Origin of the sequence: Rahnella sp. RFA10(1/100) (assembly GCF_004195115.1) — a bacterium.
In the GTDB taxonomy this organism is placed as follows: Bacteria; Pseudomonadota; Gammaproteobacteria; order Enterobacterales; family Enterobacteriaceae; genus Rahnella; species Rahnella perminowiae.
Map to the genome: position 1 here is coordinate 541,144 of NZ_SEWR01000003.1, position 17,764 is coordinate 558,907.

Here is a 17,764-nt window from a genome sequence, read left to right on the forward strand (position 1 = left end):
GTCAGGCACCGGTTTTGTGTTTTAACAGGCGGCTTAACCTTTCGCTTCAATCACCTCTTTCTCAGGCGCTTTGCCGTCAATACTGCCACGCCAGCCCTGTTGCTGACCGGAAGCCAGACGAACCTGATCCTGCTCGATGGCGGCTGTCAGCATGTCTTTCGCACGCTGCATACTGGCGATACGGAATTCGGTATCTTCGTAATTTCCGAGGGTAGCTTCCAGCATTTTCAGATTATAACGGCGGAACAGATCGGCTTTTTCACGGGCTTCATACGCATCCAGCCCCAGCACTTCCAGAACATCGCGGCCAACGCGCAGTGAGCCTTCAAACAGTTCGCGTTCCGGCGCTTCAACACCCAACTGACGCAACTGGTACCAGTGATCGACATCGCGGGCGCGGGCAATCACTTTCAGATTAGGGAAATGCTCTTTCGCCAGCGCCGTCAGCTGAAGATTGGCTTCCACATCATCGATGGCGTTAATAAGCACTTTGGCCTGGGCGGCACCGGCAGATTCGAGCAAATCAACGCGCGTGGCATCGCCGTAAAATACTTTGGTGCCAAATTTACGCAGCGTTTCAATGTGATCCGGATCGTGATCTAATACCACCGTGTGAACGTTATTAGCCAGCAACAAACGACCGGCAATCTGACCAAAACGCCCGAAACCGGCAATAATCACCTGCGCATTTTCGTCATCAATGGTGTCATGAGGGCGATCATCTTTCGGCGCATTACGCTCAAGACGGGCCGACAGCACCAGCAGTAACGGCGTTACCGCCATGGAAAGTGCCACCGCCAGCGTCAGGGATTTCGACCACGCCACCGGTAACACACCGGCCATTTGTGCGGTGCTGAAAATCACGAATGCAAACTCACTGCCTTGCCCGATTAAGATGGCAAACAGCCCACGCTGCTTTTTCGGCACGCCCAACCAGGGCGCGATCAGCCAAAGTAAAGCGGCTTTCAGTGCCATAAAACCCACCAGCAATGTGGCGATCAGCAGCGGCTGATGGACCAGCGTGCCAAAATCGATGGACATGCCGACGCCGATAAAGAACAGCCCGAGGAGCAGGCCCTTGAACGGCTGAATATCGCTTTCCAGTGCGTGGCGGTATTCAGAACTTGCCAGCAATACACCTGCCAGAAATGCGCCCATTGCCATCGACATACCGGCCATTTCCAGCAAAATGCCGAAGCCGAAGACCAAAAACAGCGCAACGGCACTGAACACTTCACGCATGCCTGAGCGTGCGACAAAGTGCAGCAATGGCCGGGTCACGTAGCGTCCGAGCAACACCACAAGTACCAGCGCACCGGCCACTTTGGCCGCCGACAGGCCAAAGCTCATCAGCGTTGTAGCTTCACCGGTACTGGCCAGTAACGGGATCATCGCCACCAGCGGGATCGCGGCGATATCCTGAAACAGCAATACCGCAAAGGCGCTGCGGCCAAGCGGAGAAGGCGTCAGACTGCGTTCACTCATCGCCTGCATGGCAATTGCCGTGGAGGAAAGTGCCAGCGTCAGGCCGATCAGCAGTGCAATTTTCCAGTCCAGCCCGAGGAAATAACAAAATACGCTGAGCACCGCACCGCAACCCACCATCTGAATGCTGCCGCCGCCAAAAACCGAAGCCCGCATCGTCCATAACCGTTTAGGGTCCAGCTCCAGGCCGATGACAAACAGCATCAGCACCACACCAATTTCTGCGAAGGTCAGAATTGACTCCGCATCCGACACCAGTTTCAGCCCCCATGGGCCAATAATACAGCCCGCAATCAGGTAGCCCAGCACCGACCCCAGTCCAAGACGCACTGCGATGGGCACAAACAGCGCCGCCGAGCCCAGATAAATGAGCCCTTCGATCATCAGGTTATGGTTATCCAAGACTCACCTCCGGCGGGCAGCCTTCCTTCAGACTCAGACAGGCGGTTAAACGGCGACGATATTCTTCGCCCGCAGCTTTGAGCGCCACTTCATCGCAAATGAACGTGTTGTGCACGGCAAAATACGGCAGCCAGTGCATGCCGCAATAAATGGCCGTCGCCTGCAACGGCTGCGCCAGCACGTCAAAATCAGGATGATCACCCAGTTCAAAATGATGCTCATTACCGCCCGTTGTCACGGCCCACAGACAATGTTTACCGTTCAGTGCATTGCCTTCATGACCATACGCCCAGCCGTGTTCGAGCACTTTGTCTATCCACAGTTTCATCAATGGCGGCAGGCTGTACCACTGGATCGGATGCTGGAAAACCACCAGATCCGCGCGTTCAACGGCTTTCTGTTCAGCAGTGATATCGATATTGAAATCAGGATAAAGGTCGTAGAGCGAACGCACTTCGACATCAGGTAAATCGCTGACTGCTGAGAGCAGCCCCTGATTGGCCCGGGAATGGCGCGGATAAGGATGGGCGTAAATTATTAAAATCATGCAGGTCTCTTGTCTTATTAGCTTTACTTCAGCATACGCAATTTTGGGCTTTCCGGATAAAACTCCAACCGTTATACCCAAATAATTCGATTCGCAGGAAGGCAGCAAGTGATGGGATCCGATGAGCTTATTCAGATAAGTGATTCGGGGGACCGGATGTAACTAACGCATCTGCGAATTAAAGTATGACGGGTATAAAAGAAAAAGGCGCAGCTTTCGCCACGCCTTTATAAAACAATGATGCCATTAACCTTTGATTTTCGCGTGCATTTCCTGCACTGAAATCACCTGTTCAGTCGGGTCAGAAGACAATGCCATCGCTGTCGCGAAACCGCCGTTCAGCGTCGTGTCATAATGCACTTTGTATTGCAGCGCACTGCGCCGGATAAGCTTGGAGTCTTCAATCGCCTGCCGTCCTGCCGTGGTGTTGACGATATACACATATTCGCCGTTCTTGATACGGTCCTGAATATGCGGACGACCTTCATGCACCTTATTAACCAGACGCGGGTTAATCCCGGCTTCGCCCAATACCACCGCCGTACCGTGTGTTGCATCCAGCTCAAAACCACGTTTCAGCAGTTTAGCGGCCAGATCCACCACGCGGCCTTTGTCGCCTTCACGAACCGACAACAGTGCGCGACCGGCTTTCTTCATACCGGAATTGCTGCCCAGCTGCGCTTTGGCAAAGGCTTCGGCAAAAGTACGGCCAACGCCCATGACTTCACCGGTAGAACGCATTTCCGGCCCCAGAATCGGGTCAACACCTGGGAATTTATTGAACGGCAACACCACTTCTTTGACAGAGTAGTAAGGCGGGATCACTTCTTCAGTAATACCCTGCTCTGCCAGCGTCTGCCCTGCCATTACGCGCGCGGCAACTTTCGCCAGCGCCACACCAGTGGCTTTGGAGACAAACGGAACCGTACGCGCAGCACGCGGGTTCACTTCAATCAGGTAGACTTCGTTATTCTTCACCGCGAACTGGACGTTCATCAGGCCACGTACGCTCAGTTCAAAAGCCAGTTTCTCAACCTGCCGGCGCATCACATCCTGAATTTCCTGGCTCAGTGTGTAGCATGGCAGTGAACACGCAGAGTCACCGGAGTGTACGCCCGCCTGTTCGATATGCTCCATGATGCCACCAATCAGCACGCGCTCTCCGTCGCAGATCGCGTCAACATCAACTTCTACGGCATCGTCGAGGAAGCGGTCCAGCAGCACCGGCGCATCGTTCGACACGCTGACAGCGTTCTGGAAATAACGGCGCAGGTCGATTTCGTCATAGACGATTTCCATTGCACGTCCGCCCAGCACATAGGACGGACGCACCACCAGCGGATAGCCGATACCGGCGGCTTTCTCAACAGCCTGCTCGATAGTCGCCACTGTGGCATTGGCTGGCTGTTTCAGTCCCAGACGGTTAACCGCCTGCTGGAAACGTTCGCGGTCTTCAGCGCGGTCAATCGCATCCGGGCTGGTGCCGATAATTGGCACACCAGCGGCTTCCAGTTCACGCGCCAGTTTCAGCGGGGTCTGACCACCGTACTGCACAATCACGCCTTTCGGCTGTTCGATACGCACGATTTCCAGCACATCTTCAAGGGTCACGGATTCGAAGTACAGACGATCCGAGGTGTCATAATCGGTAGATACCGTTTCCGGGTTACAGTTAACCATAATGGTTTCGTAACCGTCTTCGCGCAGCGCCAGTGAGGCGTGTACGCAGCAATAGTCGAATTCAATCCCCTGCCCAATGCGGTTAGGACCACCGCCCAGTACCATAATTTTCGGTTTGTCATTGGTCGGGTTAGACTCGCACTCTTCTTCATACGTTGAATACATGTACGCGGTATCGGTTGAGAATTCCGCCGCACAGGTATCCACACGTTTGTAAACCGGATGCAGGTTGTATTTGTGACGCAGTTTGCGCACTTCACTTTCTGACACGCCGACCAGCTTCGCCAGACGCAGGTCCGCAAAGCCTTTGCGTTTGAGCATACGCAGATAGTCCTGGGTCAGAATATTGAAGCCACCTTCGGCTACTTCATTTTCCAGTTTCACCAGTTCTTCAATTTGTACCAGGAACCAGCGGTCCACGTTGGTCAGATTGAAGATACCGTCAACGGACATCCCGGCACGGAAGGCATCCGCGATGTACCAGATACGCTCGGCACCGGCTTCTTTCAGTTCGCGACGGATTTTGGTCAGTGCTTCCGGGTCATCCAGGCTGACTTTCGGGTCGAAACCGCTCGCACCCACTTCCAGACCGCGTAACGCTTTTTGCAGAGACTCCTGTTGTGTACGGCCAATTGCCATCACTTCACCAACAGATTTCATCTGTGTGGTCAGACGGTCATTAGCACCGGCGAATTTCTCGAAGTTGAAGCGAGGAATTTTAGTCACAACGTAGTCGATAGAAGGTTCGAACGACGCGGGCGTTTTGCCGCCGGTGATATCGTTCATCAGCTCATCGAGGGTATAACCTACCGCCAGTTTCGCCGCCACTTTGGCAATCGGGAAGCCGGTCGCTTTGGAAGCCAGTGCTGAAGAACGGGATACGCGCGGGTTCATTTCGATAACAATCAGACGGCCATTTTTTGGATTCACCGAGAACTGAACGTTGGAACCGCCGGTTTCGACGCCGATTTCACGCAGCACCGCCATCGAGGCGTTACGCATGATTTGGTATTCTTTGTCGGTCAGGGTCTGCGCCGGCGCTACGGTGATGGAGTCACCGGTGTGGATTCCCATTGCATCGAAGTTTTCAATGGAACAGACGATGATGCAGTTGTCGTTTTTATCACGCACCACTTCCATCTCGTACTCTTTCCAGCCAATCAGCGACTCATCAATCAGCAGCTCTTTGGTCGGGGAGAGATCCAGACCGCGTTCACAAATCTCTTCGAATTCTTCACGGTTGTATGCAATACCGCCACCGGTACCGCCCATGGTAAAGGAAGGACGGATAATGCACGGAAAGCCAACGTCAGCGGCAACCGCCAGCGCTTCTTCCATAGTGTGTGCAATGCCAGAACGTGCGGTATCGAGACCGATTTTTTTCATTGCCACGTCGAAACGGCGACGGTCTTCGGCCTTGTCAATGGCGTCTGCGGTCGCGCCAATCATGGTCACGCCGAATTCTTCCAGCACGCCCTGACGTTCCAGTTCCAGTGCACAGTTCAGTGCGGTCTGACCGCCCATGGTCGGCAGCACGGCATCGGGACGTTCTTTTTCAATAATCTTGCGCACCACTTCCCAGTGAATTGGCTCGATGTAAGTTGCATCGGCCATTTCAGGGTCGGTCATGATGGTCGCAGGGTTGGAGTTCACCAGAATAACGCGGTAACCCTCTTCACGCAGCGCTTTACACGCCTGCGCGCCGGAGTAGTCAAATTCACAAGCCTGGCCGATAACAATCGGACCGGCGCCCAGAATCAGGATGCTTTTTATGTCTGTACGTTTTGGCATTTTTTATTCGCTCCTGTTATCTGGCGTTGTTTGTGCGGAAAGCTTCAATCAGTTCAATAAAGTGGTCAAACAGCGGTGCCGCATCGTGCGGGCCCGGGCTCGCTTCCGGATGCCCCTGGAAGCTGAAAGCCGCTTTATCGGTACGGTGTATACCCTGCACCGTATGGTCAAACAATGATTTGTGCGTCACGCGCAGGTTGGCTGGCAGGTCAGATTCATCAACTGCAAAGCCGTGGTTCTGTGCGGTAATCATCACGATATCTTTATCGAGATCTTTTACCGGGTGGTTACCGCCGTGGTGACCGAGTTTCATTTTCACGGTCTTCGCACCGCTGGCGAGAGCCAGTAACTGATGGCCGAGGCAGATACCGAAGACAGGAATGTCGGTTTCCAGGAAGGTTTTGATGGCCGCGATAGCGTAGTCGCAAGGCTCCGGATCGCCCGGACCATTGGACAGGAAGATACCGTCCGGATTCAGCTTCAGCACGTCAGCCGCCGGAGTCTGCGCCGGAACCACGGTCAGGCGGCAACCGCGATCGACCAGCATGCGCAGGATATTGCGTTTCGCACCGTAATCGTAAGCCACCACGTGGAATGGCAGATCTTCGGCTTCCTTTGCTGCAGGCAGTTCGTCTTCCAGCGTCCAGCTGCCTTGTTGCCAGCTGTATGATTCGCTGGTCGTCACTTCTTTCGCCAGATCCATGCCTTTCAGGCCGGGGAAGGCTTTAGCTTTTTGCAGCGCCAGTTCTGCATCCGGTGAATCGCCCGCGATAATACAGCCGTTCTGTGCGCCTTTTTCACGCAACAGACGGGTAAGCTTGCGGGTATCAATATCGGCGATGGCAACGATGTTGTTGCGCTTGAGGTAATCAGAAAGATTTTCTTCACTGCGGTAGTTGCTGGCAATCAGGGGTAAATCGCGAATGACCAGACCTTGAGCGTGTACTGCGGAGGATTCTTCATCAGCGGCATTGGTGCCGACATTACCGATATGGGGATAAGTGAGAGTGACAATCTGGCGGGAATAGGAAGGATCAGTGAGGATTTCTTGATAACCGGTCATCGACGTATTGAAGACCACTTCCCCCACTGCCGACCCTTCTGCCCCGATGGCCCGACCGTGGAATTGGGTTCCGTCTTCCAGAACCAATAGCGCTGACTTTATCAAAGCATCCTCCAAGAATAATAAATCACAATATCTGCATATTAATTCAGATAACCCGATCTAAATCAATGCAAAAATCGCTCCCGAAGCCAATTTTTGGCAAATTGCGCGCATTCTAATGATGGCAGCCGGGTTTGTCTACCAAAAGCGCCAACATTTCTCTGTTTTTCGCACAACTCAATGAAAACAGGCTTTCACTGCCATAAAAATACAGTCTAAGTAACTATAGTAACCGTTTGCGGAGGAGGATGTCTGAAAAATGACGAGGAACAAGGGAGTGTTACAGGCAGTAATCACCAGTATGTACAAAAAACAAACAACAGCCCTTCTGAAAACAGAGAAAAAGATATAAAAAGAAGGTTAATTAAAGAAAATAAATTCAAATGACTCTTTTCATATAAAAAGAGAAGGGCAATCAAGGAACTGCCCTTTTATCAAAAGATTATGACCAAAACAACCACATCACATCTAAACCATTTACTACAAATCATCTAAACCCAGGACATCCCGCATGTCATAAAGACCACTTTTATGCGAGGAAAGCCATTTTCCTGCACGAACTGCACCTTTTGCGAAAGTCATGCGGCTGGAAGCCTTGTGGGTAATCTCCACACGCTCACCGATATCGGCAAACATGGCAGTATGTTCACCCACGATATCGCCGGCGCGGAGGGTGGCAAAACCAATACTTTTGGGATCACGCTCTCCGGTATGGCCTTCACGGGCATACACCGCACAATCCTTGAGGTCACGCCCTAACGCATCAGCAATCACTTCACCCATTGCCAGCGCCGTACCCGATGGTGCATCAACTTTATGACGGTGGTGCGCTTCGACAATTTCAATATCGGTATAGTCGCCCATAACTTTGGCCGCTTTTTCCAACAGCTTGAGGACAACGTTTACACCCACGCTGAAGTTGGCCGCAAAAACCACCGGAATAACCTCAGAGGCTTGTTTAATTGCAGCCTTACCGGCGTCATCAAAGCCTGTAGTGCCGATAATCATACCTTTATGGTGTTTCTGGCAGAATTCAAGGTGCGCCAGCGTGCCTTCCGGACGGGTGAAGTCGATCAGAATATCGAAGTCATTGACTACGGAATCCAGATTATCATGCACTTTGATGCCCGCCGTCCCTACGCCAGCCAGTTCGCCCGCATCGGTTCCGACTAAGGAAGAACCCGAACGTTCAAGCGCTGCGCCCAACACCACACCACCGGCATCGGATACGGCCTGAATCAGCTGGCGGCCCATACGACCCCCTGCGCCAACAATGGCCATGCGAATATCAGCGTTACTCATAATTACTCTCTTCTTATTGTGGTTCTGTCTTGAAACAGAATCAGGTTATCGACCCCGCGATCAGGGAGCCAGCAAAATTGCTTCATAATTAGAAAATTATGATACAGGCCCGTTAATATCAGTAAAAGCCATCTGGTTTCAGGTTACGCATTTTGTGATTTTGTGTTAAACGACGGGCAGAACCGGAACTCACGGGCAAAAAAAGCCAAAACATCCACTTTAAGGCGGCTCGCATAACCATGCAATGTAGTGCATAAGTTTCAGCGTCCCCTTCCTTATTTCCGCCTCTCTCACTACTTTGATTTTATCACTTCCGCGCAGGGCACCGTCTGACAATATGTAATAAAGAAGAAAGACCAATATGATGGTTACTGAAAAAGCTTATTTACCCTCTTGGTGCTAACAGATAAGCAGCTAACAAAACATTTCCTAGATCTAAAACATTAAATTTTTATTATATATGATGAAATAATATTGATAAAATCAATGATTGTGATAATAAATAGCCACCTAATTTTAACTGCAGAAATTTGATTTAACGGGCAGTCAAAATGAGTAGCCAGGTTGCATATGGCGCGTCTTCACCCTTACCAGACAGTCATCAGTAAGGGAAAAATAAAAACTACACATTGCCAATTTGGTTGCTGATTTTTCAGAACCGTATATTGGCACAGGGATTTAACATGAAATTCAAACTGAACAAAGTCACACAAGTGGCGACCGCAGGTCTTTTATTTGGCTTAGCTTCCTTTGCTGCACACGCAGAAATTACCCTGCTTAAACAAGATCCACAGCCAAACGATCCGCTGAGCCGTCTTAACTTCCAGGTCGGGGGCAGTATTCGCCCGCAGTTCCAGTTCCAAAACGGTGTGAAAAACTACAAAACCAATGGTTTTGATGGCGGTACGCGTTTCCGTTTCTCTGCTGATTATTATCTGTTTGATGACATCAGCTGGATTAACTACTACGAATTGGGTGTAAATATTCCAGCCCTGACTGGCTGGGATAATCACTATGCGAAGGGTGCGCATAACACCAGCCGTCGTATGCTCTACACCGGTCTGAAAAGCAAAACCTACGGCCAGCTGACCTTTGGTCAGCAAAACAGCGTTTATTACGATGTGGTGGGTGCGAAAACCGATATCTGGGATTACGACATGCTCGCCCAGGCACCAGGCAATGGGGTTAACGGTGACTACGATGGTTCTTACCGTTCCCGTAAGATGTTGAAATATAAAAACACCTTCGGCGACGCAGATGTTTACGCATCGTACTTGTTCGAAGACAGCGAACTGCTGACCGGTAAAAATGGCCTGCGTTACAAACGTAACGGCGGCGGTTCTGTCGGTGTCGATTACCACATCACCAAAGACCTGACCTGGGGTACTGCGTACAACTACACCGATGCAGAAATGAGAAATCCAGGTGATAACACGTCTAAAGATTACAACCAGAGCATTGTCGGTACTGCACTAAGCTGGAAGCCAGGCAACTGGACAGCGTCCTTCGGTGGCGGTTACTACCATGACTTCCTGACAACAGGCGTGAAAACTGAAGATCACTTCTTCGCCGGTGACGCTTACGGCCTGGAATATTTCCTGGGTTATGCTTTCCCAATCAATCAGCTGGCCGTTAAAACCATTCAGCCATACTTCATGGGTGACCGTCTGACCTATGTGACTGGCCGTAATTACCAGCGTATTGATAACGGTCTGGGGGTGTCCTTCCAGCTCGATTACGGCTTCCGTGTAGATTACGAACATGTGTTCACTTCTTCTACCGATAACCTCGGTGATATGAACCTGATCCGTCTGCGTTACGACTTCTAAGCCTTAACGACTGAACTTCCGGGGCCGGCTTTACGTCTTATTGACGGGCTGGCCCTTTCTTTTTACAGCATTTCATCTATCCCCCACGGCCAAAGCCAGACTAGACTGAATACAGACAGTCACCCGCTCTATTCATTTGTAACCTGCAGGAGATCTTTGCGATGTCAGCATTTTTCCGGTCCGACATTACTGCCATTGGCGACTATCGAGCCGAATTGGGTGAAACCCCCGTCTGGTGCCAGCGTACACAATCTTTGCTTTGGGTCGATATTCTGGCTCAGCGTGTTCTGCGTTACTGGCCCGATAACGGGCAAACCGAAATTCATCAACTCCCCGCACTGACCAGCGCCGTGTTGCTGACCGAAAAAAGAAATCAGTTTTTGCTGGTTTCCGTCGACGGGATACATCTCTACGATTACGAACAGAAAAGCCGCCAGAAGCTTTGTGATTATCCCGGCGCAGAAGGCACGCGTCCGAATGAAGCGGCCATTGCGCCTGATGGCTCACTGTGGTTTGGCACACTGGATATAAAGGAAGAAAAGGACAACGGCGAATGGTTCCGCTATGAGGCAGGTACAGAAAGGCCGGAAATGATGCTTGATAATGTCGGGTGTACCAATACTCTGGTCTGGTATGAAGGCAAGGTATGGTTTGCAGACAGCAAAAAGAAACGTTTCTTCTCCGCCAATGCCCGCCGCATCAATCCGCTGAAAATATCCTGTTTTTCTTCGGGTGATAAGATCCCTGATGGCTCTGCGCTGGCACTGAATGGCTGGCTGATCACCGCCTGCTGGGGCTCAAAATGCCTGCTTCGCCAGCAAATCAATCAGGGTGAACTGCTCACGCTGGATACGCAACCGGTGCCGGTGACACAACCCAGTTGTTGCACCTTTGGCGGTCCGGATATGACAGAACTGTTTATCACCTCGGCACGCAAAAATCTCGATGCACCGCATGCACTGGAAGGCGCGTTACTGCATGTGGAAACTACCACGGTCGGCTCGCCGCAAAATTTATTCAAACTCCTGCCTCATTGATGCCATAAAAGTGCAGACATAAAAAAACCGGCCACATTGAGCCGGTTTTTCATTCAGATTCTGCGCTCAGTCGATCTGACGCACATCGACACGCAGTTCTTTTGGCACTTCAAATACAATATTTTCTTCGCGCCCTTCGATGTTGATGACATCAAGTCCGCCAAAAGTTTTCAGCTTGCTGATCACATCCTGCACCAGAATATCCGGTGCCGATGCGCCTGCGGTCACGCCGATGCTTTTCGCATCTTTCAGCCAGCTTTCCTGAATATCAGCCGCCGAATCAATCAGATAAGAAGGTACGCCGACGCGCTGCGCCAGTTCGGCAAGACGGTTGGAGTTCGAGGAATTCTTCGACCCCACCACCAGCACAACATCTGCCCCGTCAGCCAGCGTACGCACGGCCTCCTGACGGTTAGTCGTGGCATAACAAATATCATCTTTACGCGGCCCGATGATTTTCGGGAAACGTTCGCGAAGCGCATCAATCACCGCAGAAGTATCATCGACCGACAGCGTGGTTTGGGTCATAAAGCACAGATTATTCTCGTCTTTCACCTGCAATTTATAAACATCTTCAGGTGCTTCGACCAGATACATTCCCCCTTTCGGGTTGCTGTACTGCCCCATAGTGCCTTCCACTTCAGGATGCCCGGCATGGCCAATCAAAATCGCTTCAGTACCTTTACGGCTGGCGCGCGCCACTTCCATATGAACTTTCGTCACCAGCGGACAGGTGGCATCAAAGAGCATGGTCAGGGCACGTGCTTTCGCTTCTGCGCGTACTGCCTGAGAAACGCCGTGAGCGGAGAAGATCAGAATAGATCCATCAGGTACTTCACTGATTTGCTCAATGAAAACAGCACCGCGCTGACGCAGGCTGTCGACCACGTAACGGTTATGCACCACTTCATGGCGGACATAGATAGGTGCGCCGTAAATTTCCAGCGCACGTTCCACAATACTGATTGCGCGGTCAACACCCGCACAAAATCCTCGCGGATTAGCCAGCAATATCTGCATGTTTCCCCTCAAGTTCCGGGTCAATTTCCAGCACTTCAATATCGAAATCGATATGTTGCCCTGCCAGCGGATGGTTGAAATCTACAGTGATTGAATCTTCTGTCACTTCACGGACAACGCCCGGCATTTCATTGCCATCACGACCACTGAACAACATGATGGTGCCCACGTCCGGCACCCCGGTTTCCTGAAAATCACGGCGGGAGAAGAACTGAACCAAATCCGGGCTCTTGCTGCCGAATGCAGATTCAGGGGCTAACGTAAACGCCCGCTTATCCCCGACGTTCAGCCCTAACAGCTGATTTTCCAGCGCATCAGACAAACTGCTGTCGCCAAGGCGAAACAGTGCAGGTTTGCCATTGGCGCGGGTTGACTCCGCCGTTGAGCCATCTTCCAGCTTCAACGTAAAGTGCACCAGTACAGCGCTGTCGTGTTTCACCTGCTGAGACATAGAACTTATCCTTTACTCTTTGTGGCTTCAGAGGGTTTTGCCAGAAAACCCTCCAACACCACCATGGCTGCGCCGACACAGATAAAGCTGTCGGCCAGATTGAACGTAGCGAAATGCCAGTTACCGACATAAAAATCGATAAAATCGACCACAAAACCGTGATACAAACGATCAAATAAGTTGCCCAGCGCCCCGCCGATGATCATCGCAAAAGCGATGTTATTCAGCTTTTGCTTCGCGCTGCCGCGATACATCAGCACCACCAGCGCCACGACAATCACCAGCGCAATTAACGCAAAGAACCAGCGCTGCCAGCCGCCTTTATCAGCCAGAAAACTAAACGCAGCGCCATGATTCTGGGCGTAGAACAGGTTTAAATACGGGATCAAAGGCATGGATTCACCGAGCTGGAAGTTCCCCATAATGAGAAACTTACTGCCCAGATCCACGATGATGACCACGACCGCCAGCCAGAGCCAGCGGAGTCCGGTGGAACAAATCGATTTACTCATTATGCAAACTTACGCTCTTCACCGTCACCGGCGATGTTAGTGACACAGCGACCGCAGATGTCGCTGTGTTCCGCGTTCTGGCCAACGTCAGTCGTGTAATGCCAGCAGCGCGGGCATTTATCGCCTTCCGCTTTCGCCAGACCAATTTTCAGGCCCTTAAGCAATTCACTTGGCTGAGCAGCATCGTCAGCTTCTGACAGCGCCGCGACTTTCGCGCCTGATGTCAGCAGCACGAAGCGCAGTTCATTGCCCAGAGAACGCAGGTCAGTTGCCAGCGCGTCATCAGCAAACAGGGTGACAGCAGCTTCCAGTGAACCGCCAAGACGTTTATCAGCACGCGCCTGCTCGATCACTTTGTTCACTTCACCACGCACTTTGAGCAGCTCATCCCAGAACGCATCGTTCATGGATTCATTTCCTGCCAGACCGAACAAACCGTCATACCATTCTTCGGTAAAGACGAATTTCTCACGGCTTCCCGGCAATTCAGCCCAGATTTCATCGGCAGTGAACGACATGATCGGTGCCATCCAGCGGACCAGTGCTTCGCTGATGTGATACAGCGCGGTCTGGCAACTGCGACGTGCAATGCTGTCACTTTTTGCGGTGTACTGACGATCTTTGATGATGTCCAGGTAGAAGGAACCCATTTCGATCGAGCAGAACTGCATCAGACGCTGAACGACGCCGTGGAAATCATAAGCTTCATACGCGGCAATGATTTCTTCCTGTGCAGCTTTAGCGCGCCCTACAGCCCAGCGATCCAACACCACCATATCTTCCGGCGCCACGCTGTGCAGCGCAGGATCGAAACCGTTAAGGTTCGCCAGCAGGAAGCGCGCAGTGTTACGGATACGGCGGTAAGAATCGGCAGCACGTTTCAGGATCTCGTCGGACACGGCAATTTCGCCCGTGTAATCCGTAGATGCCACCCACAGACGCAGAATATCGCCGCCCAGCTTGTTCATCACATCCTGTGGAGCGATGGTATTGCCGATGGATTTAGACATTTTGCGGCCCTGACCATCCACGGTGAAACCGTGCGTCAGCACTTGCTTGTAAGGCGCTTTGCCTTTCATTGCCGTCGCAATCATCAGGGAAGACATGAACCAGCCGCGATGCTGGTCAGACCCTTCCAGATACAAATCAGGAGAATGCCCGTTGAACTCAGGACGCACATCCACGACGGAAGAATGCGTTGAACCGGAGTCAAACCAGACGTCCAGCGTATCCGGCACTTTGACGTATTCAGCCGCGTCAGCCCCCAGAATATCTTCCGGATTCAGATCCCACCACGCCTGAATGCCATCCACTTCAACACGTTTTGCCACTTCTTCCATCAGCTCAAGACTGCGCGGATGCAGTTGCTCGGTGTCTTTATGGACGAACAGAGACATCGGCACGCCCCAGGTACGCTGACGGGAGATACACCAGTCAGGACGGTTAGCGACCATGTTTTCAATACGTGCCTGGCCCCAGTCCGGGATCCACTGTACGCCTTTGATCTCTTCCAGAGATTGCTGACGCAGGCCCTTCTGATCCATGCTGATGAACCATTGTGGCGTGGCGCGGAAGATGATTGGCGTTTTGTGACGCCAGCAGCACGGATAGCTGTGCGTGATTTTCTCAACGTGCAGCAATGCGCCTTTTTCACGCAGCAACTCAACGATCAGGTCATTGGCTTTAAAGACGAATTTACCGTCCAGCGTCGGGTAAGTGCCCGGCAGATAGCAACCGTTCGGCCCTACCGGATTGGCGACTTCCAGACCGTATTTCTGGCCGATGACAAAGTCATCCGGGCCGTGACCCGGTGCGGTATGCACGGCACCGGTACCGGCATCGAGCGTCACGTGATCGCCAAGGATCGCCGGCACATCGAAGTCGAGGAACGGGTGTTTGAAACGCAACAGCTCAAGATCTGCGCCTTTACATTCGCCCAGCACGGTCCATTCTGCGATACCGGCGCGTTTCATGACGCTTTCAACCAGATCGGTCGCCAGGATCAGACACTGACCTTCCACCTGAACCAGCTGATAAGCAAACTCCGGATTCAGTGAAATAGCCCGGTTAGCAGGCATGGTCCACGGTGTAGTGGTCCAGATTACCAGTGAAATCGGGCCATTAAACGCTGATACACCAAATTTCGCGGCAACAGCGGCGGCGTCAGTTGCGTTGAACGCAACATCTATAGAAGGAGAGGTTTTGTCGTAATACTCGACCTCTGCTTCTGCCAGTGATGAACCGCAATCTGTACACCAGTGAACCGGCTTAGCCCCTTTGTGCAGGTGGCCGTTACCGATGATTTTACCCAGTGCACGAATGATGTTGGCTTCAGTTTTGAAATCCATCGTCAGGTACGGATGATCCCAGTCACCTAATACGCCCAGACGGATGAAGTCTTTCTTCTGACCTTCAACCTGTTCTGCTGCATATTTACGGCAGGCTTCGCGAAATTCCGCTGCCGTGACTTTCTCACCCGGCTTACCGATCAGTTGTTCGACTTTCAGCTCGATCGGCAGACCATGACAATCCCAGCCTGGCACATACGGGGCATCAAAGCCCGCCAGCCCTTTGGACTTAACGATCATGTCTTTAAGAATTTTATTGACTGAGTGACCAATATGAATGCTGCCGTTCGCATACGGAGGGCCGTCATGCAAAATAAAGGTTTTCTTGCCTTTCTTGGCAGCACGAATAATCCCGTACAGATCCTGGTCATACCAATTCTTCAGCATGTCAGGTTCACGCTTGGCCAGATCGCCACGCATCGGGAACCCTGTTTCCGGCAAATTCAGGGTGTTCTTGTAGTCACTCATAGATTCTCGGTTCCGTTTTCGGCTGGATTCCAGGCTTTGTTACAGGCCTGTCAGTACATGTTTAGCGCAGTGTCTTTAACCCAAAGAATTCACGGGCCGTCACTTCATCGTTCGCAATTTGTTGCTTTAAAGCATCAAGCGAGGAGAAACGCTGTTCGTTGCGCAATTTCGCGCGGAGCACCACATCAATGTGGCGCCCGTATAAATCTAATGTGGTGTCGAGCAGGTGCACTTCCAACTGCTTGCGCACACCACCGACTGTCGGGCGTATTCCAATGTTCGCCACGCCCGGCAACGGTTCAGGCCCGAGGCCTAAGACTTCAACTGCATACACACCGCGCACCGGAGAGACGACCCGCTTCAACGGCACGTTCGCCGTCGGGAAGCCGATAGTACGCCCGAGTTTATCACCGTGTACGACACGGCCAGAGATGCTGAACGGGTGACCCAGTAAATTCTCGGCCAGCGCCAGATCATCGTCACGCAACGCATTACGGATCGCCGTGCTGCTGATGCGGTTCCCACCTTCACGGAAAGTTTGCGTGCTGATCACTTCAAAACCGTATTCTTCACCGGCCTTCTGTAATAGCTCAAAATCCCCGAGACGGCTGGCCCCAAAGCGGAAATCATCCCCGACAGTCAGGAACCTGACGCCCAGCTTTTCAACCAGCAGCTGCGAGATAAATGCCTGTGCCATGTGTGCTGCGAACCGTGGCTCGAAGCGGACACATAAAAGGTAATCTACGCCGCACTCAGCGAGATACTTGGCCTTATCGCGCAAACTGGTCAGGCGTGCAGGTGCTTTATCACCGGCAAACAGTTCCAGAGGCTGGGGCTCAAAAATCATTACCATCACCGGCAGTCCCAGACGTTGACCTTCCAGCTTAAGCTGTTCAATCAGGGCCTGGTGGCCACGGTGTACACCATCAAAATTGCCAATAGTCAGCACACACCCATGATGACGTGCCCGAATATTGTGTATTCCGCGAATTAGCTCCATAGCTGGCTCAAATCCAATGCTGACTCATAACGATGGAAATCGGCGGATTATACCTTGTACAGCCTCCAAGGTTAACCAGCGATTAGCAGGATCACACCATTCTCTCTTGCATACGGCAGATATTGCGGTTCAAATGGCGGCGTGGCGATGAAAATCTTTCGTTGCATACAGGGAATGCGTGACTTTTCGCATAAACAAAGCGTTAATGGCCGTAGTGGGCAGTTTGTACACTCTCCTGTCGATTTTTCTCGCGAAAGACTGTATTCCGATGCCGGAAGCTGTTAAAATCCTGCGCCATCACAACGTAACAAGCGACGAGTAAAGTTCACTCTTTAAAACGCCGCTTATTTGCACAAATCCGTTGACAAAAGAAGACCGAAAAGGCATATTCCTCGGCCTTTGAATTGTTCATCAATAGAAAAATATTTGGGAGTTGGCCTTGGCTAATATCAAATCAGCTAAGAAACGCGCCGTACAGTCAGAAAAACGCCGTAAGCACAACGCGAGCCGTCGTTCTATGATGCGTACCTTTATCAAGAAGGTATACGCGGCTATTGCAGCAGGCGACAAAGCTGCTGCACAAAACGCATTTAACGAAATGCAACCAATCGTGGACCGTCAGTCTTGCAAAGGCCTGATCCACAAAAACAAAGCAGCGCGTCATAAGTCAAACCTGACTGCGCAAATCAACGCAATGCAATAATCGCATTACGCTGAATTGCTTGAT

Annotated in this window: 13 protein-coding genes; 3 read left to right on the plus strand and 10 right to left on the minus strand. The window is 51.7% G+C overall.

Going from position 1 to position 17,764, the window contains the following annotated elements; genetic code table 11:
• Positions 1-33: 33 nt before the first annotated feature.
• The 5 genes from kefC to dapB form a co-directional block, all read right to left on the minus strand.
• Positions 34-1,887: a glutathione-regulated potassium-efflux system protein KefC gene (gene kefC / locus ETV65_RS12975; protein ID WP_129953236.1), complete on the minus strand. Its 1,854-nt coding sequence runs from the start codon at positions 1,885-1,887 to the stop codon at positions 34-36.
• A complete protein-coding gene (gene kefF, locus ETV65_RS12980) occupies positions 1,880-2,434 on the minus strand; it encodes a glutathione-regulated potassium-efflux system oxidoreductase KefF (RefSeq protein ID WP_129953237.1) in 555 nt (184 codons plus the stop codon). Before kefF ends, kefC begins: the two co-directional genes overlap by 8 nt.
• A gap of 246 nt (positions 2,435-2,680) precedes the next feature.
• A complete protein-coding gene (gene carB, locus ETV65_RS12985) occupies positions 2,681-5,905 on the minus strand; it encodes a carbamoyl-phosphate synthase large subunit (protein ID WP_129953238.1) in 3,225 nt (1,074 codons plus the stop codon).
• A 16-nt stretch (positions 5,906-5,921) separates the two neighbouring features.
• The gene (carA, locus tag ETV65_RS12990) at positions 5,922-7,073 is read right to left on the minus strand and encodes a glutamine-hydrolyzing carbamoyl-phosphate synthase small subunit (RefSeq protein WP_129953239.1); all 1,152 of its coding nucleotides are present in this window, start codon (positions 7,071-7,073) and stop codon (positions 5,922-5,924) included.
• A gap of 477 nt (positions 7,074-7,550) precedes the next feature.
• Positions 7,551-8,372 carry a 4-hydroxy-tetrahydrodipicolinate reductase gene (dapB, locus tag ETV65_RS12995; RefSeq protein ID WP_129953240.1) on the minus strand — a complete coding sequence of 274 codons (822 nt, stop codon included), beginning with the start codon at positions 8,370-8,372 and terminating at the stop codon, positions 7,551-7,553.
• 683 nt (positions 8,373-9,055) lie between these two features.
• Here dapB and ETV65_RS13005 point away from each other — a divergent pair.
• Positions 9,056-10,201: an autotransporter domain-containing protein gene (locus ETV65_RS13005; protein ID WP_129953241.1), complete on the plus strand. Its 1,146-nt coding sequence runs from the start codon at positions 9,056-9,058 to the stop codon at positions 10,199-10,201.
• Between the two features lie 161 nt (positions 10,202-10,362).
• Positions 10,363-11,238, plus strand: a complete 876-nt coding sequence (locus ETV65_RS13010; RefSeq protein WP_129953242.1) for an SMP-30/gluconolactonase/LRE family protein — start codon at positions 10,363-10,365, stop codon at positions 11,236-11,238.
• A gap of 66 nt (positions 11,239-11,304) precedes the next feature.
• Here ETV65_RS13010 and ispH read toward each other — a convergent pair whose 3' ends face one another.
• The 5 genes from ispH to ribF all read right to left on the minus strand — a co-directional run bounded on the left by ispH (position 11,305) and on the right by ribF (position 17,037).
• Positions 11,305-12,258, minus strand: coding sequence for a 4-hydroxy-3-methylbut-2-enyl diphosphate reductase (gene ispH / locus ETV65_RS13015; protein ID WP_129953243.1), 954 nt, complete (start codon positions 12,256-12,258; stop codon positions 11,305-11,307).
• The gene (gene fkpB / locus ETV65_RS13020) at positions 12,239-12,709 is read right to left on the minus strand and encodes an FKBP-type peptidyl-prolyl cis-trans isomerase (RefSeq protein WP_129953244.1); all 471 of its coding nucleotides are present in this window, start codon (positions 12,707-12,709) and stop codon (positions 12,239-12,241) included. Before fkpB ends, ispH begins: the two co-directional genes overlap by 20 nt.
• A gap of 5 nt (positions 12,710-12,714) precedes the next feature.
• The gene (gene lspA, locus ETV65_RS13025) at positions 12,715-13,221 is read right to left on the minus strand and encodes a signal peptidase II (RefSeq protein ID WP_015698717.1); all 507 of its coding nucleotides are present in this window, start codon (positions 13,219-13,221) and stop codon (positions 12,715-12,717) included.
• Positions 13,221-16,037, minus strand: a complete 2,817-nt coding sequence (gene ileS / locus ETV65_RS13030) for an isoleucine--tRNA ligase (RefSeq protein ID WP_129953245.1) — start codon at positions 16,035-16,037, stop codon at positions 13,221-13,223. Before ileS ends, lspA begins: the two co-directional genes overlap by 1 nt.
• A gap of 61 nt (positions 16,038-16,098) precedes the next feature.
• Positions 16,099-17,037 (minus strand): bifunctional riboflavin kinase/FAD synthetase, encoded by a 939-nt coding sequence (ribF, locus tag ETV65_RS13035; protein ID WP_129953246.1) that lies wholly within the window; start codon positions 17,035-17,037, stop codon positions 16,099-16,101.
• A 439-nt stretch (positions 17,038-17,476) separates the two neighbouring features.
• Between ribF and rpsT the strand changes: the two genes are divergently transcribed.
• The gene (gene rpsT / locus ETV65_RS13045; RefSeq protein WP_013577064.1) at positions 17,477-17,740 is read left to right on the plus strand and encodes a 30S ribosomal protein S20; all 264 of its coding nucleotides are present in this window, start codon (positions 17,477-17,479) and stop codon (positions 17,738-17,740) included.
• Positions 17,741-17,764: the final 24 nt, after the last annotated feature.

Excerpts from the sequence above, each read along its gene's own strand:
- kefF (WP_129953237.1), bottom strand. The coding sequence starts at position 2,434 with ATGATTTTAATAATTTACGCCCATCCTTATCCGCGCCATTCCCGGGCC.
- carB (WP_129953238.1), bottom strand. The coding sequence starts at position 5,905 with ATGCCAAAACGTACAGACATAAAAAGCATCCTGATTCTGGGCGCCGGT.
- dapB (WP_129953240.1), bottom strand. The coding sequence starts at position 8,372 with ATGAGTAACGCTGATATTCGCATGGCCATTGTTGGCGCAGGGGGTCGT.
- ETV65_RS13005 (WP_129953241.1), top strand. The coding sequence starts at position 9,056 with ATGAAATTCAAACTGAACAAAGTCACACAAGTGGCGACCGCAGGTCTT.
- ETV65_RS13010 (WP_129953242.1), top strand. The coding sequence starts at position 10,363 with ATGTCAGCATTTTTCCGGTCCGACATTACTGCCATTGGCGACTATCGA.
- ispH (WP_129953243.1), bottom strand. The coding sequence starts at position 12,258 with ATGCAGATATTGCTGGCTAATCCGCGAGGATTTTGTGCGGGTGTTGAC.
- fkpB (WP_129953244.1), bottom strand. The coding sequence starts at position 12,709 with ATGTCTCAGCAGGTGAAACACGACAGCGCTGTACTGGTGCACTTTACG.
- lspA (WP_015698717.1), bottom strand. The coding sequence starts at position 13,221 with ATGAGTAAATCGATTTGTTCCACCGGACTCCGCTGGCTCTGGCTGGCG.
- ileS (WP_129953245.1), bottom strand. The coding sequence starts at position 16,037 with ATGAGTGACTACAAGAACACCCTGAATTTGCCGGAAACAGGGTTCCCG.
- ribF (WP_129953246.1), bottom strand. The coding sequence starts at position 17,037 with ATGGAGCTAATTCGCGGAATACACAATATTCGGGCACGTCATCATGGG.